Below are 14,677 nucleotides of genomic sequence, written 5' to 3'. Positions count from 1 at the left end.
CCATCAACACCTGAATTAGTGCGGATCAAGGGCGACACAGGGCCTCGCGAGCAGGGCCGCAGGCCGGGTGGTCGGCGCCATGAAGCGCAACATGGCGCCGAGGAGGCCATGGTGACTGCTAGGAAGTAAAGAGGGTGGGGCATGTGGGCATGCCCCTGGAGGGTCAATCCGGCTTGATCGCCATGCGTCCGCTGCCCATGAACATCATGGCCAAGGCACCGAACAGGAACATGCCTTGCAGCTCCAGTGCCCAGCCGCCACTGTCGGTCAGACTGAACAGCTGGTTCATATGTACCAGGTAGATGGCCACCAGCATATTGCCGGCAATCAACAGGCCGGCGATACGCGTATGCCAGCCGACTATCGCCATCAATGGAGCAATGACCTCGCCAAGGAGTACGCCATAAGCCAATACGGTGGGCAGACCAAGGGAGGCGAGTGTATCGCTGATCCAGGAGAGGCTGTCTGGATTGACCAGCTTCGAGATTCCATGCAACAGGATCAAGATACCCAGCGCCAGGCGCAGGATCAGTTTGCCCAGAGCATCGTTGTTGAGAGCGTTCAGCATGGTAGCGTCCTTATACCGAAGTCATGAAATTGCTGTGTGAAATCGCCGCGGTACCATTTCCCTGGTGGTTAGGCTGCGGCACACTAGCGGCTGGCTGAATCATTTTTTCTTTCAGCAACTATTTTCTCTTTCAGTGATTAAGGAAGATAGCATGACCCTGATACGAGTTCGCCAGCTAGCTGCGTTAGCAGTGATAACGCTATTGTTGGCTGCGTGTTCCAGTCAACCTCCATCTTCCGGGGGCGATGGGAAGGCAGACCCCGATGCAGGCGTTCCGGAAACCATAGCCGGAAAGCGCTGGAATTTGCTGTTGATAGGTACCGATGAGCGTGTCTCGATGCCGTCGACACCTTATTTCAAGGTGGCTGCGGATGGGAGTGTCAGTGGCAGTGATGGCTGCAATAACCTCACGGGTACCGTCAGCTTTGGCGACAGCCAGCGCATCGAATTCAGTGAACTGGCATCCACGCGAAAAGCCTGTCCGCAGATGGCGGACGCCACTCGAGTGCAGAATATTTTCGGCCAGGCATATCGTTACCTGATCGATCATGATCGCATTGTCTTCTTCGGCCCGAACTCCCTGGTGCTTGGTGGCTTTCGGCTGGCACATTGAGCCATGGTGTATTGAACCGTAGTGGTGGCGGTATTTCATCCTGACCCATGAGTGATAGAGCAGGATGGTGGCGATATCCCACCGTCCTGCTTGCCGCGTATCAGCTCTTCAACTAGCTTGTGTTGGCTGGTGAATATTCTTTACGCCCGCAATGAAGAAGCCAACAACACAAGAAGGTGCTGACACAACAAGGAGAAGTGACATGCTCTGTCAAACGACAAGGACATGCATGCAGCGCGGACACTCCATTACCCAGATGGGAAGCAAGCATCGTCGGTCAAGGCATTGGACATGGGCCGTGGCATTGCCACTAGGTATTGCCGTGTCTTCCGCAGCCATGGCCAATGAATATCGGCATGCCGAAGAGCCTATCGGTGATGTCGAAGCGGTCTACAGTGGGCATCTCACACCGGATATGGCGGTCAATACCTATCGCAATATCGATCGCTTGTTTCCTTCGCGAATCATTGAAGCGGGGGATGATCCTCGCCCGTTGGTGGAAGCTCCCGTTGCGTTCGAGAACCTGACTTTCACGGCTGACGACAAGCAATACGATATCTATGACTATCTGGCGCTGAATAATGTCACCGGGCTTGTGGTCCTCAAGGATGGAGAAGTCGTCTACGAGACCTATCAGCGTGGTAATGGCCCCGATACACGCTGGATGTCGATGTCTGTTGCCAAGTCGATTTCCTCGACCCTGGCCGGCATGGCGATCAAGGATGGCCTGATCGATGGTCTTGATGCGCAGGTGGTTGATTATGTCCCTGCGTTGAAGGGCAGTGCCTACGATGGCGTGAGTCTGCGCAATATTCTGATGATGTCGTCAGGGGTGGCCTGGAACGAGACCTATACCGATGTGAACTCGGACCGGCGCGATCTACTGCGCGCCCAGATTGCCCAGCAGCCGGGGGGTGCCATGGAGGTCATGTCGCAACTGCCGCGTGCTGCCGATCCGGGTACCGTCAATAATTACAGCACAGGTGAAACACAGATCCTGGCCGAAGTGATCCATGGAGCCATCAAGCGACCACTAGCCGAATATCTATCGGAAAAGCTGTGGCAGCCTTATGGCATGGAAAGCGATGCTACCTGGTGGCTGGAATCACCGGATGGTGTGGAAATCGGTGGCAGCGGTATCAGTGCGACACTGCGTGACTATGCGCGCTTCGGCCAGTTCATGCTCGATGGTGGTGTGATCGATGGACAACGCGTGTTGCCGGAAGGCTGGATCGAAGAAGCGACCCAGCCGACCCAACTGGCGGGAGGCGAAACACTCGACTATGGCTACATGTGGTGGACGGGCTGGACCAAACCCTCGGAAGAGGACCACGCCTATTCTGCCGTGGGTATCCAGGGGCAATATGTCTATGTCAATCCGGCCCACAATATCGTGATTGCCCAGAATGCCGCAGAACCCAAGCCGACCGGCAAGGAAGTCATCGATCCCATGGTGTTCTTCGATGCGGTAGTGACAACTCTGGATGAGCAGTAAACCCGAACTCGGCACTGTTTGCTCACGAAACTGCCCCGCCCATCTTTTTTGGGCGGGGCAGTTTGTTTGTGATGAGACCGCTGCGGCTATTCAGCTTTGTCAGGCATTCTTGCGCAGTTCACCAAGGAGCTGCTCGGCGATATCCATACGTACCTTGCCCCCTTTGACGAGTGCGCTGGCGATGGTGTCGATCTCTTCGCCTGCGGCACCCGCCATCACGGCAATGTTCTTGGCATGCAAGGCCATGTGGCCTTTCTGGATACCGGTGGTCGCCAGTGCCTTCATGGCCGCAAAATTTTGTGCCAACCCTACTGCAGCGATGGTGCGAGCCAGTTGTTCTGCACTGGAAACGCCAAGAATGTTCAGGCTGTACTGGGCCGTAGGGTGGAGGCGTGTGGCGCCGCCGATCAGGCCTACCGGCATGGGCAACTCCAGACTGCCGCACAGGTTGCCGTCCACATCGCATTCCCAGTGGCTCAGTGAGCTGTAGCTGCCATGGCGAGCGGCATAGGCATGCGCGCCGGCCTCGACGGCGCGGGTATCGTTGCCGGTAGCCAGGACAATGGCGCTGACGCCATTCATGATGCCCTTGTTGTGCGTGGCTGCACGGTAGGGGTCGAGGGCGGCGAAGCGATAGGCCGACAGCATGCCGTCGCGCACGTCCTCGCCGCTTAGTCCCTCGACGGCAATGTCATCCAGACGCCAGATGGCACGGGCACGGGCCACACGGCGATCCGCCAGATTGGAGAGGATACGCAGGCCGGCCTTGCCGCCGCTCCACTCGGCGAGTGATGGTGCCACCGCTTCGGCCATCGAGTTGACCGCATTGGCCCCCATGGCGTCGCGGACATCAACCAGCAGATGCACCACCAGCATGTCGTCGACCTGGCGCACCTCGACATCCTGCAATCCACCGCCATGCTTGAGCAGTACCGGATCGGTGGCATCGCAGATCTGACGGATCTGCTCGATGGACTCAAGGATCCGTAGACGCGCGAATGCCGGGTTGGACACCTGAGTGAGCTGTATTTGCGCAATCATCACCGGCGCTGAGTAGCTGGTGATGAAGCCTCCACTACTGCGGCACTGGCGTGCTGCATTGCACACTGCGGCGATCACTGAAGACTCCTCGGTGACCATCGGAATCAGGCGTTCCTCGTCATCGATCATCATGTTGGTGGCGATGCCGAGAGGCAGATTGAAGGTGCCGATGACGTTCTCGACCAAGGAATCGGCGGTCTGGGCACTGAGGTTTCCGGTGTTGGCGAAGTGCTGGCGCGCCTCTTCGGGAAGCGACACACGCTGATTAACCTGTTCGAAGCGCTCTCCGAGGCTCAAGCGATAGAAGCCGGGAATACGTGAAGATGTTGCGGTCATGAAAGGATTTCCGTAGCCAGAGATAAAAGGGGATCGAGCAGAACGTGTTGTCAGGCAATCAGGCCCATCAGCCAGGGAGCGGCATACAGGGTCATGAACTGCACGCCATAGTTGACGCCCCAACGATTGAGCACACCGGAAACCAGCGCCAGCACCAGTACGCCGAGGATGCCGACGGTACCTGCGTCCATGTAGGCCAACAGCATGACCAGGGCGAAGAAGGTGCCAATGAAAGCTTCGTGAGGAATATGGCGGAACACGAAGGCACAAATGGCGCGGGCATAACGCACGGCGATGGGATAGGTCAGCAACAGAGCAACGGCAGCACCAATGATGCTGGCGATGGTGATATCGCTGAAGCTCATCAAGTGGTGGGCATTGTTTTCCAGCGTCAGCACCGGCGGTGCGTTGAAGAAGGCGTTACCTGGCCCGATGGCCATCGGGCTCATCGGAATCCCGAGCGCTGCCAGCGGAATCAGGATGCCGGCAATATACGAGGCATTGGTCACTGCATCCATGGACGAAATGGCTCTGCAGGCCTTGGCGACCTTGCCCTTGGCCAGGCTCGACATGACCTCGCCAAGAAAGATAGTGATGCCGACCGGGCTCATGAAGAAGGTCGCGGAACCAATGGTGGAACTGACCGCTGCTGAAGCGGATTCCTGAGGCGTCAGCACCTTGAACGGGTTGGGCCAGCGTTGGCTTTCGGTCTTGTCCTGACGCTGTAGAGTGATGGTCTTCGGCTCATTGCTCTTGAGCTTGTCGCGTTCGCTGCCAACCGTCAGTTGCAGCAGGTTGAGCATCATCGGGCCGATGGTGATGCCGAGAAAGAAGGAGATGAATACCACCTTGTCCTCGGGAATGATGCCCATGCCCCAGTAGAAATGGCGCAGGGCCTGAATCAGTACAGCCAGTAACAGAATGCTGATCAGACTGATCAAGCGGGCCTTGCTCATCAGGGCCAGGAAGATAGCGCCGGCAAAGAAGATCTGGCTGGCGTACTGGCCTACCACATCGGCCAGGGGTGTCAGCAGGGCTGCCAGCAACAGGCTGATCGGCAGGGCGACGAGGGTGCCGATCACCGAGCCAGAGGCCATCTTGCGAATGGATAGCGTGGCCTGGCCCTCGCGCTTGAGGATCATGGCATGTTCGACCATGGGCGCCGACATGACTCCGCCGGGAATGCCGGCGACAGCGACCGGGATCGAGTCGGTGAGTTTCTTGGCCACGATGGCCGCCATGAAGAAGGCCAATACCACCGGTAGCGGGATGCCGGCCACGATCAACGCCAGGGTGACTGGAGCCAGTACGGCAGTCTCGTCGGTACCGGGGGCGACGCCGATAGCGGTGTAGACGACAGCGGCGATGACCGCTGCCACGATCATCTGCAGGATGAGAACGGGATCCATGATCACACCTCCTCGACGGTATCGCCGGGTGACGTTGTATTTATCCCGCTCGATGGCTCTTCACTTACCCCGCTCGATGGCTCTTCATCCACCCTGCGCTTGGGGCGGAAAGCAATGGTCGATATGACGAAGCCGAGCAGGGCGCCGCCAAGGCCGAACATCAATGGCAGTGGTGGTCGTTCAGGAGCGAGGATGTAACCGCCGAGGCATAGCGTGGTGGTGATGATCAAAGACAGCAGCAGGTCACGCAGAGTGACAGTGTCGTCCCATACCTGCAGGTACGATCTGCTGGAGGTGGCGTCTGGCATGATGATTACCTGGTTCTGTTATCGTTATTGAGGAGACGGGGGCTCCTGTCTACCAGCCGCCGAGTCGCCAGCGGTGGTATCGTCAGTCAAGTGGTCAGCATTACCGCTTATGGTCGTTAGAAAAAGGTACAGTTTGTGTCCAGTTGGCTGGTACTGTTCCAGTAGAAGAATGGGTACAGTTGTTGAATTGGAGAGGAGCGTTATCGATGTCCAGGGCAGGGCGGGTCGCCGATTCCATCCTCAAGGCCATCGATGAAGGTCGGTTGCAGCCGGGGGCCAGAGTGGCGTCGATTCGTGAAGCGGCGCGACAGTTCGGCGTATCGAAGAACACCATCATCGACGCCTATGACCGACTGACGGCCATGGGCTATCTCGAAGCCAAACGAGGCTCCGGGTTCTTCGTCTCGCGGCCAAAGTCACTCAAAGTGGTGGAGAAGACGGAATACGTCTCGGAGGCCGTCGATACGGTCAGCCTGTTGCGTGAGCAACTGGAGGGACGTTTCAGCGTGCGCGCCGGTGATGGCCGCGTGCCCAGCAGCTGGACGGCGGGGTTGGAGCTGGCGCGTCGCCTGCGGCAGCGTGGGGGTGTCCATAACGATGAGGTGGAGATCGAGTACGGACAGCCTCAGGGTTATCCGGCGTTGCGTGAGTTGATTGCCCAGACACTGGTCGAGCGCTCGGTACATGTCTCGGCATCTCAGTTGCTGATGACCTTTGGCGCCAATCATGCTCTCGATCTGATCATCCGCCACTTTGTCGCCCCTGGTGATAGCGTGCTGGTGGAGTCTCCTGGTTATTATCCGCTGTTTGGCAAGCTGCGCTTGGCACGGGCGAGACTGGTCGGGGTAACTCGCCGCCGCGATGGCCCGGATCTGGACCAGTTGGAGGAGCATATACGGCAGTACCGTCCGCGACTGTTCTTTCTGCAGCCCAACGCCCATAACCCCACCGGCAGCAGCATGTCGCTGAGCAACATGCATCGCCTGGTCAATATCGCCAATCGCCATGGGGTCATACTGGTCGAGGACGATATCTTCGCCGATATCCTGCCTCGTGCCACGCCCCGTCTGGCCGCGCTGGACGGTCTGGAGCGGGTGATCTATCTCGGCTCATTTTCCAAGACCATGTCGACGGGACTGCGTTGTGGCTTCATCGCCGGCAGCGAGTCGCTGATCAAGGTGCTCACCGACATCAAGATGCTTACCGTCGTCAACTCCTCGGCACTGACCGAAATGCTGGTCCACGACCTGATGCTGCGGGGACGCTATCGCCGTCACCTCAAGCAGTTGCGCGAGCGTATCAGCAAGGCCACGGCCATTGCCGTGAAGGAGCTGTCCGCCATTGGCCTGACGGATATTCAAGGTTCCGGTGGAGGGCTCTATCTGTGGGTGAAGCTACCCCCGGGCATGGAGGCAGTGAGCCTGGCCAAGCGCGCGTCACAGTACGGCATCTTCATTGCACCTGGCCCGCTGTTCTCCCTGGGCCAGGATGAGAATAGTGGCCGTGCCATGCGGGTGAATATCGCCCATGCTGCCGATCACCGGTTGTTGGAGTTCCTGGCCCGAGAGCTGAAATACCAGGGCTGATTCGGTGGCAATGCTCCCTGCGGAATCTGTTCTTGAAAACACGACCCGCGCAGAGACGCAGAATATCTGACTGGCTCAATATCAAGCCCCGTTGGCAATGAGCCGAACGGGGCTTGATGGGGTCAGGACGGCTGAGCGTCCGTGATATTGCTATGCAGGCTGGTTTATAGCGCGGAGATTTTCTCGTGCTGTTCTACCAGCAGGCGACGGGCAGCCTGGAACTCGGCCAGCTTGCCGCGCTCTTTCTCGACCACGACCGCGGGAGCCTTGGCGACAAAGCCTTCATTGGACAGCTTTCTCTCGATGCCCTGGATCAGCTTGTCCTGCTTGTCGATTTCCTTGGTCAGGCGAGCCAGTTCGGCATCCTTGTCGATCAGGTCGGCCATGGGGACCAGCACTTCCATCTCGCCGACGAGCTGGGTGGCGGACAGTGGCGCTTCCGCCGGGTTGTCCAGCCAGTTGATGGACGACAGCTTGGCCAGCTTGGCCAGGAACAGGCGGTTGGCTTCCAGGCGCTGCTGGTCGGCAGCTTCGCCTTTGGTCAGCATGACATCCAGCGGCTTGCCGGGAGCGATGTTCATCTCGGCACGGATGTTGCGCACCGCGATGATGACACCCTTGAGCCACTCGATATCGCGGGTGGCAGACTCGTCGATCTTGCTTTCATCTGCCACCGGCCACGGCTGGTTCATGATCGAGTCACCCTCTGCGGAGAAAGTCCCCGCCAGAGGTGCAACACGCTGCCAGATCTCTTCGCTGATGTAAGGCATCATCGGGTGAGCCAGGCGCAGAATGGCTTCCAGTACGCGCACCAGGGTGCGACGGGTACCGCGCTTGGCTTCCGCGCTGGCGTTTTCATCCCACAGCACGGGTTTGGAAAGCTCCAGGTACCAGTCGCAGTATTCGTTCCAGACAAAATCGTAAAGTGCCTGAGAGGCGTGGTCGAAACGGAATTCTTCCATCGCCTTGGTGACCAGAACCTCGGTCTGCTGCAGTCGGGAGGCGATCCAGCGATCTGCCAGCGACAGTTCGACCTGGCCATTATCAACACCGCAATCCTCGCCTTCGGCATTCATCAGCACATAGCGGGAGGCGTTCCACAGCTTGTTGCAGAAGTTGCGATAGCCGTCCAGGCGGCCCATATCGAACTTGATGTCACGTCCGGTCGTGGCCTGGGACAGGAAGGTGTAGCGCAGCGCATCGGTACCGTGAGCCTCGACGCCATCCGGGAATTCGCCACGTGTGGCTTTCTCGATGGCCTTGGCTTTCTGCGGCTGCATCATGTTGCCGGTACGCTTCTCGACCAGGGCTTCCAGGTCGATGCCATCGATCAGGTCGATGGGGTCGAGCACGTTGCCCTTGGACTTGGACATCTTCTGGCCTTGGCCATCGCGCACCAGGCCATGCACGTAGACCTGCTTGAACGGCACCTGGCCAGTGAACTTCAGGGTCAGCATGATCATCCGTGCGACCCAGAAGAAAATGATATCGAAGCCAGTGACCAGCACGCTGGTCGGGTGGAAGGTGGCCAGTTCCGGTGTCTGCTCGGGCCAGCCCAGGGTACCGAAGGTCCACAGGCCGGAGCTGAACCAGGTGTCGAGTACATCTTCGTCCTGGCTCAGTTCGAGATCAGCGGCGAGGGTGTACTTGGTACGCGCTTCTTCCGCCGTGCGGGCGACGTAGACGTTGCCTTCGGCGTCGTACCAGGCCGGGATGCGATGTCCCCACCACAGTTGGCGGGAAATACACCAGTCCTGCAGGTCGCGCATCCAGGAGAAGTACATGTTTTCGTAGTTCTTGGGCACGAACTGGATATCGCCGTTCTCCACCGCTTCAATAGCCGGTTTAGCCAGCGTTTCCACGGCCACGAACCATTGGTCAGTGAGCAGTGGCTCAATGACATCGCCGGAGCGGTCGCCGTAGGGCAGGGTGTTGTTGACTGTCTCGGTCTTTTCCAGCAGGCCGGCAGCTTCCATGTCGGCCACGACTGCCTTGCGCGCAGCGAAGCGATCCATGCCGGCATAGGCACTGGGCAGTTGGGTATCGACATCGGCCAGCGGGCGGCCCTGAAGATCGAAAGCTTCAGCCGCTTCAAGAATATGGGCGTGCTTGGTGAACACGTTGATCAGCGGCAGACCGGCACGCTTGCCGACTTCATAGTCGTTGAAGTCGTGGGCCGGGGTGATCTTCACGCAGCCGGAGCCTTTCTCCATGTCGGCGTGTTCATCGGCGACGATGGGAATGCGCCGACCGACCAGCGGCAGCTCGACGTACTTGCCGACCAGCGAAGCGTAGCGTTCGTCTTCCGGGTTCACCGCCACAGCGCTATCGCCGAGCAGGGTTTCCGGGCGGGTGGTAGCAACTACCAGATAATCGAGACCGGCATCGGTCTTGACGCCATCGGCCAGCGGATAGCGGAAATGCCAGAACTGGCCCTGCTGGTCGCGGTTTTCCACTTCCAGATCGCTGATCGCCGTGTTCAGGGTCGGGTCCCAGTTGACCAGACGCTTGCCACGGTAGATCAGGCCTTCGTCGTACAAGCGCACGAAGACTTCCTGCACCGCCTTGTAGAAGCCGTCATCCATGGTGAATCGCTCACGGCTCCAGTCGACGCTGGCGCCCATGCGACGCAACTGACGGGTGATTTGGCCGCCGGACTCGTTCTTCCACTCCCATACCTTGTCGATGAAGGCATCGCGGCCCAGGTCATGACGACTCTTGCCTTCCTCCGCGGCCACCTTGCGCTCGACCAGCATCTGAGTGGCGATACCGGCATGATCGGTACCCACTTGCCACAGGGTGTTGCGCCCCTGCATCCGCCGCCAGCGGGTCAGGGTGTCCATGATGGTGTCCTGGAAAGCATGTCCCATGTGCAGACTGCCGGTGACGTTGGGCGGCGGGATCATGATGGCATAGGGCTCGCCTTGGCCAGACGGCGCAAAGCGCTGGTCGTTCTCCCAACGCTGGTACCAGCGTGATTCGATCTGCTCGGGTTGGTATGTCTTGTCCATGGATGCTCGCGGTGCTCTGTAAGGTACTCGTCTCGCAGTGCTCAGCAAATGCCCTGCAAGAGAATCTGGGTCAGCAACTAGAAAAATGGGGCCGATTATACCTCGAAGGCACCATCCGCGTCATGGTGGATACGAGCTACGAGCTACGAGCTACGAGCTACGAGCTACGAGCGGGTTGCCCACGGGCTGGAGGTAGGCATGGAGCAAAGACAAGCGGCGATACTAGGCCCGTGGGCAATGGCGCCTTCAGTCTTCTATCGACTGGAGACCTTCCAGCAAGGCTGCGTGGAATTCATCCGGTTGCTGGATATGCGGTGAGTGGCCCAGCTCCGGCCACTCCACCAGAGTAGCGTCGGGAATGCGCTCGGCGGCTTGCTCACCCAGCACATCATAATGGCCCAGGGTGTCCTGTACTTCTGGCGAGGCCAACGCTTTGCCGATTGCAGTATTATCCTGCTCACCGATCAACAGCAGGGTTGGGACCTGAATCTGCTCGAACTCATGGACAACGGGTTGGGTGAACACCATGTCGGATGTCAGTGCCTGGTTCCAGGCAACGATTTCTCCATCCTTCCCGGCATACATGCCGGCCAGCATTTCGACCCACTGGTCATAAGCGGGCTTCCAGTCCCCCACATAGTATGTGGATTGCTGATAGCTACGGATGGCCTCCGCTGTTTTCTGTTTCTCGGCGGCAAAAGCATCGTCGATGCTTTGATACGGCACGCCTTTCGCCTTCCAGTCTTCGAGCCCGATAGGATTGACGAGCACCAGTTGCTGGGTCTGCTCCGGGTACATCAACGCATAGCGACTGGCCAGCATGCCGCCCATGGAGTGACCCATCACGGTGACATTGTCGATGTCGAGCTGCTGCAGCAACTGATGAGTGTTTTGCGCCAACTGATGAAAGCTGAATTGGTATTGCTGTGGCTTGGACGACTTGCAGAAACCGATCTGGTCCGGGGCAATGACGCGATATCCTGCTTTCGTCAGGCGCTCGATGGAATCCTGCCAGGTGGCTGCGCAGAAGTTCTTTCCATGCATCAGTACGATGGTTCTGCCATTAGGCTGTTCGGGCGCGACATCCAGGTAAGCCATCTGCAGGTTCTGTTGCTGTGACTGAAAGGTGAAGCGCTGTACCGGATAGGGGTACTCGAAGCCTTCCAGTTCCCCGCCATAGACAGGTGCATCATCACTTGATGTGTCCGCGAGGGCATTCCCGGCCATGAGAGCGGCTCCCGCCAAGGTGAGACCACCGATGGTAGAACCGACAGCGGCCAACCATTTCGAACGATTACGAAGGTGTGTGTCGGGTAGGGCGGTGTACATGCGCAGCTCCTTTTCACGTCAATCTTTCACGGCGGTCTTTTATGTCTGTCTTTTACGTCAATGTCTACGTCTACAAGCGGGTGAATGATGCAGCATGGCGGCTCGTGACTGCTCTTCATCGGCACAAGTCACCGGTACACGTCACCAGTACAACGATAGCCAGCAAACCAGTTGAACATAGTGCATTTCCCTGCGTATGGTTTCAAACGACTACCTGCCAGGATCTGCCCATGTTCTCGAGACGGACACTGCTTAAATGGGGAACGGCCAGTGCTGCAATGGCCTCCCTTGGAAGCGCTGCAACGATAGTAACAACAACGATGGTGACAACTGCGATGGCGGCAACGCCATCCTCCTCTTCTCGCCTGATACTGCTGGGAACGGCAGGAGGGCCGACGCCAAAGGCCAATCGCGCGGCTCCGAGCCAGGCCATTGTGGTGGATGGTCATACCTATCTCATTGATGCCGGCAACGGTGTGGCCAGGCAACTGGTCAAGGCGGGTATCGATCTGAATAGCCTGGAGGCGGTTTTTCTCACCCATCACCATTCGGATCACAATGCAGATTTAGGAAATGCCATATTCCTTGCCTGGAGCGGGCCTCTGAACCATGCGGTAGACATTTATGCGCCACCACCGGCCAAGCAGATGATGGAGGACTTTGCCAGTCTCAACCGGGGGGATATCGACATTAGGGTCGAGGATGAAGGGCGTGCTCCGTTTTCGCAGATGTATCGCGTTCACGAGCACAGTGAACCCGGTATCGTGATGGAAGACGAACGTGTCAAGGTGACCAGTGTTCTGGTCCAGCATCCCCCAGTCACGCCATCCTTTGCCTTCCGTTTTGACACTCCGGACAGAAGCATCGTCATTTCTGGTGACACCGCTCCCACGCCGGCGCTGATCGAACTTGCCAAGGGTGCCGATGTGCTGGTGCATGAAGTCATGCATGTACCGTCCCTGGAACAGCTCGTCAGCACCGAGCCCCAGGCCGACCGCCTGATGGAGCATTTGAAGGCAAGTCATACATCGGTGGCGCAGGTGGGTAGCATTGCTGAGCAGGCTGGGGTGAAGACCCTGGTGCTGTCGCACTTCGTTCCGGGAGGTTATCCCTTCATCGAGGATGACGTCTGGCGCGAGGCGGCTCAGCAGGGCTTTTCGGGAGAGGTGATCGTGGGCCGGGACTTGATGGAAATCTAGGCTCTGTCTGGATAGTTTTTACGCTCAGCCACACGGCACTATCACTGGGCCAGAGCCATTTGGCCCAGTAGTAGCTGTTGCCTACCGCTGTCCATTCAAGTGATGTGGTGTCACGGGATAGCCGCGTTGCTTGTAGGTCTTCCAGCATTCACGTTTGGTGCTGAGCACCTCCTGATGCTGGTTGATGATTTCTGCCACCCGTTCAAAACGCGAGAACCACTCGGGTATTTCCGGAGACAGGTTGAGCATGGCCTGAGGGGGCGGGTCGAGGCTGGCCGGGGGGCCCTGCCAACCGATGGTAATGGCCACACCCTGAGCTTCGTCACTGCCTTCCAGCGCATGGGGCACATAGGCATCCGGGCGGAAGTCCCACAAGCGGTCATCCAGTTCACGCGCCATGCGCTCGTCTTCGGCGAACAGGTAAAGCCGATAACCTTTACGAGCGATGGTTTCGGTCAGGCGACAGGCGAAATCCAGGCGCGCCTCGAGGGTGGTATCGGGAAGTATGTAGAAATCGACTTTGGTCATGGCCGGGGTCTGATAATTTGAGCTACGAGCTACGAGCTACGAGCTACGAGCTACGAGCTACGAGCTACGAGCTACGAGCTACGAGCTACGAGCTACGAGCTACGAGCCTACTGGCTCGCGACTCGAAGCTCGTGGCTCGATGCTTGATGGCTTAAGCCAGGCGAGTCAGCCAGCCATGCGTATCTTCGGCGCGGCCGTACTGGATATCCAGCAGGCGTTTGCGCAGGCGGGCAGCAACTTGATTGCCTTCCGGATGTTCGATGGTGCCGTTTTCGCTGACCAGCTTGCCAATGGGGGTAATGACGGCGGCGGTACCGCAGGCAAAGACTTCCGTGATCTCTCCGGAAGCGACGCCATCACGCCATTCATCGATACTGATCGGGCGTTCCTCTGGTGTCAGGCCTTCTTCCTTGGCCAGGGTCAGCAGAGAGTCACGGGTTACGCCTTCCAGAATGGTGCCGGTCAGGCGAGGCGTCACCAGACGACCATCCTTGGTGACGAAGAACAGGTTCATGCCGCCCAGCTCTTCGATCCAGGTGTTTTCGACGGCGTCCAGGAAGGCGACCTGGTCGCAGCCATGCTCGGCAGCTTCTTTCTGCGCCAGCAGGGACGCTGCGTAGTTGCCGCCGCACTTGGCCGCACCGGTGCCTCCGGGAGACGCACGCTTGTAGTTGGACGACAGCCAGATGGATACCGGTTTCACGCCGCCCTTGAAATATGCCGCCACGGGGGAAGCAATGACGTAGAAGTCGACTTCCTTGGACGGGCGGACTCCCAGGAAAGCCTCGCTGGCAATCATGAATGGGCGCAGATAAAGGCTGGACTCTTCCGCTTCACTGGCGGGAGTAGGCACCCAGGTTCTGTCTTGAGTGACCAGGGCCTTGATGGCACCGAGAAAGTCTTCATCGGACAGCTCGGGGAGCGCGAGGCGACGGGCCGAGGTGCGGAAGCGTGCCGCATTCTTTTCCGGACGGAAGGTCCAGACGCTGCCATCGGCATGGCGATAGGCCTTGATGCCTTCGAAGATTTCCTGGGCGTAATGCAGCACCGACGCTGCGGGGTCCAGGGTCAGGGGGCCGTAGGGGCGCACCTGATGGCCGTGCCAACCGTCTGCTTCTGTCCAGCGGATATGGGCCATATGGTCAGTAAAGTAACGACCGAAGCCGGGATTCTCAAGGATGCTGGCAAGGACGCTTTCGGCAGTCGGCTTGGCTGAGGGTTCGAGCGAGAAACCTTGGGTGGACACGGGGCGTT

General features: G+C 58.6%; 12 protein-coding genes. 4 read left to right on the top strand and 8 right to left on the bottom strand.

Going from position 1 to position 14,677, the window contains the following annotated elements; all coding sequences use genetic code 11:
- Nucleotides 1-163: 163 nt before the first annotated feature.
- Nucleotides 164-568 (bottom strand): DoxX family protein, encoded by a 405-nt coding sequence (locus tag E4T21_RS18120; RefSeq protein ID WP_149286366.1) that lies wholly within the window; start codon nucleotides 566-568, stop codon nucleotides 164-166.
- Between the two features lie 151 nt (nucleotides 569-719).
- Between E4T21_RS18120 and E4T21_RS18115 the strand changes: the two genes are divergently transcribed.
- Together E4T21_RS18115 and E4T21_RS18110 are read left to right on the top strand one after the other, a co-directional pair.
- Nucleotides 720-1,181: an META domain-containing protein gene (locus E4T21_RS18115; RefSeq protein WP_149286365.1), complete on the top strand. Its 462-nt coding sequence runs from the start codon at nucleotides 720-722 to the stop codon at nucleotides 1,179-1,181.
- 229 nt (nucleotides 1,182-1,410) lie between these two features.
- Complete coding sequence (locus E4T21_RS18110; protein ID WP_205423416.1) at nucleotides 1,411-2,676, top strand: serine hydrolase domain-containing protein; 1,266 nt, start codon at nucleotides 1,411-1,413, stop codon at nucleotides 2,674-2,676.
- 99 nt (nucleotides 2,677-2,775) lie between these two features.
- Here the strand turns inward: E4T21_RS18110 and E4T21_RS18105 are convergent, their stop codons facing one another.
- The 3 genes from E4T21_RS18105 to E4T21_RS18095 are packed head-to-tail and all read right to left on the bottom strand — an operon-like array spanning nucleotide 2,776 to nucleotide 5,770.
- Complete coding sequence (locus E4T21_RS18105) at nucleotides 2,776-4,053, bottom strand: hydroxymethylglutaryl-CoA reductase, degradative (RefSeq protein ID WP_149286364.1); 1,278 nt, start codon at nucleotides 4,051-4,053, stop codon at nucleotides 2,776-2,778.
- Nucleotides 4,054-4,103: 50 nt separating this feature from the next.
- Complete coding sequence (locus E4T21_RS18100; RefSeq protein WP_149286363.1) at nucleotides 4,104-5,462, bottom strand: tripartite tricarboxylate transporter permease; 1,359 nt, start codon at nucleotides 5,460-5,462, stop codon at nucleotides 4,104-4,106.
- Between the two features lie 2 nt (nucleotides 5,463-5,464).
- Nucleotides 5,465-5,770: a Bax inhibitor 1 family protein gene (locus E4T21_RS18095; RefSeq protein ID WP_187775041.1), complete on the bottom strand. Its 306-nt coding sequence runs from the start codon at nucleotides 5,768-5,770 to the stop codon at nucleotides 5,465-5,467.
- A 206-nt stretch (nucleotides 5,771-5,976) separates the two neighbouring features.
- On the opposite strand from E4T21_RS18095, the gene E4T21_RS18090 reads away from it, so the two are divergent.
- Nucleotides 5,977-7,356: an aminotransferase-like domain-containing protein gene (locus tag E4T21_RS18090; protein ID WP_149286362.1), complete on the top strand. Its 1,380-nt coding sequence runs from the start codon at nucleotides 5,977-5,979 to the stop codon at nucleotides 7,354-7,356.
- A gap of 164 nt (nucleotides 7,357-7,520) precedes the next feature.
- On the opposite strand, the gene E4T21_RS18085 is transcribed toward E4T21_RS18090, so the two are convergent.
- Complete coding sequence (locus E4T21_RS18085) at nucleotides 7,521-10,367, bottom strand: valine--tRNA ligase (RefSeq protein ID WP_149286361.1); 2,847 nt, start codon at nucleotides 10,365-10,367, stop codon at nucleotides 7,521-7,523.
- A gap of 246 nt (nucleotides 10,368-10,613) precedes the next feature.
- On the bottom strand, nucleotides 10,614-11,696 hold the full coding sequence (locus E4T21_RS18080; protein WP_187775040.1) for an alpha/beta fold hydrolase: 1,083 nt from the start codon (nucleotides 11,694-11,696) through the stop codon (nucleotides 10,614-10,616).
- A 335-nt stretch (nucleotides 11,697-12,031) separates the two neighbouring features.
- Here E4T21_RS18080 and E4T21_RS18075 point away from each other — a divergent pair, with 335 nt between their 5' ends.
- Nucleotides 12,032-12,895, top strand: a complete 864-nt coding sequence (locus E4T21_RS18075) for an MBL fold metallo-hydrolase (protein ID WP_205423415.1) — start codon at nucleotides 12,032-12,034, stop codon at nucleotides 12,893-12,895.
- An 81-nt stretch (nucleotides 12,896-12,976) separates the two neighbouring features.
- On the opposite strand, the gene E4T21_RS18070 is transcribed toward E4T21_RS18075, so the two are convergent.
- Both E4T21_RS18070 and E4T21_RS18065 read right to left on the bottom strand, forming a co-directional pair.
- Nucleotides 12,977-13,423 (bottom strand): DNA polymerase III subunit chi, encoded by a 447-nt coding sequence (locus E4T21_RS18070; protein ID WP_149286360.1) that lies wholly within the window; start codon nucleotides 13,421-13,423, stop codon nucleotides 12,977-12,979.
- Between the two features lie 151 nt (nucleotides 13,424-13,574).
- Nucleotides 13,575-14,669, bottom strand: coding sequence for a branched-chain amino acid aminotransferase (locus E4T21_RS18065; RefSeq protein ID WP_240349213.1), 1,095 nt, complete (start codon nucleotides 14,667-14,669; stop codon nucleotides 13,575-13,577).
- Nucleotides 14,670-14,677 lie beyond the last annotated feature (8 nt).

Origin of the sequence: Halomonas binhaiensis, from assembly GCF_008329985.2 — a bacterium.
Classification (GTDB): domain Bacteria; phylum Pseudomonadota; class Gammaproteobacteria; order Pseudomonadales; family Halomonadaceae; genus Halomonas; species Halomonas binhaiensis.
The sequence above is the reverse complement of the archived record's forward strand: the minus strand, read 5'-3'. Positions and strand labels throughout refer to the sequence as shown.

Bases quoted from the DNA above. Each gene is read 5' to 3' on its own strand.
- E4T21_RS18075 (WP_205423415.1), top strand. From the start codon at position 12,032: ATGGCGGCAACGCCATCCTCCTCTTCTCGCCTGATACTGCTGGGAACG.
- E4T21_RS18110 (WP_205423416.1), top strand. From the start codon at position 1,411: ATGCAGCGCGGACACTCCATTACCCAGATGGGAAGCAAGCATCGTCGG.
- E4T21_RS18080 (WP_187775040.1), bottom strand. From the start codon at position 11,696: ATGTACACCGCCCTACCCGACACACACCTTCGTAATCGTTCGAAATGG.
- E4T21_RS18100 (WP_149286363.1), bottom strand. From the start codon at position 5,462: ATGGATCCCGTTCTCATCCTGCAGATGATCGTGGCAGCGGTCATCGCC.
- E4T21_RS18090 (WP_149286362.1), top strand. From the start codon at position 5,977: ATGTCCAGGGCAGGGCGGGTCGCCGATTCCATCCTCAAGGCCATCGAT.
- E4T21_RS18120 (WP_149286366.1), bottom strand. From the start codon at position 568: ATGCTGAACGCTCTCAACAACGATGCTCTGGGCAAACTGATCCTGCGC.
- E4T21_RS18115 (WP_149286365.1), top strand. From the start codon at position 720: ATGACCCTGATACGAGTTCGCCAGCTAGCTGCGTTAGCAGTGATAACG.
- E4T21_RS18105 (WP_149286364.1), bottom strand. From the start codon at position 4,053: ATGACCGCAACATCTTCACGTATTCCCGGCTTCTATCGCTTGAGCCTC.
- E4T21_RS18070 (WP_149286360.1), bottom strand. From the start codon at position 13,423: ATGACCAAAGTCGATTTCTACATACTTCCCGATACCACCCTCGAGGCG.
- E4T21_RS18085 (WP_149286361.1), bottom strand. From the start codon at position 10,367: ATGGACAAGACATACCAACCCGAGCAGATCGAATCACGCTGGTACCAG.
- E4T21_RS18095 (WP_187775041.1), bottom strand. From the start codon at position 5,770: ATGCCAGACGCCACCTCCAGCAGATCGTACCTGCAGGTATGGGACGAC.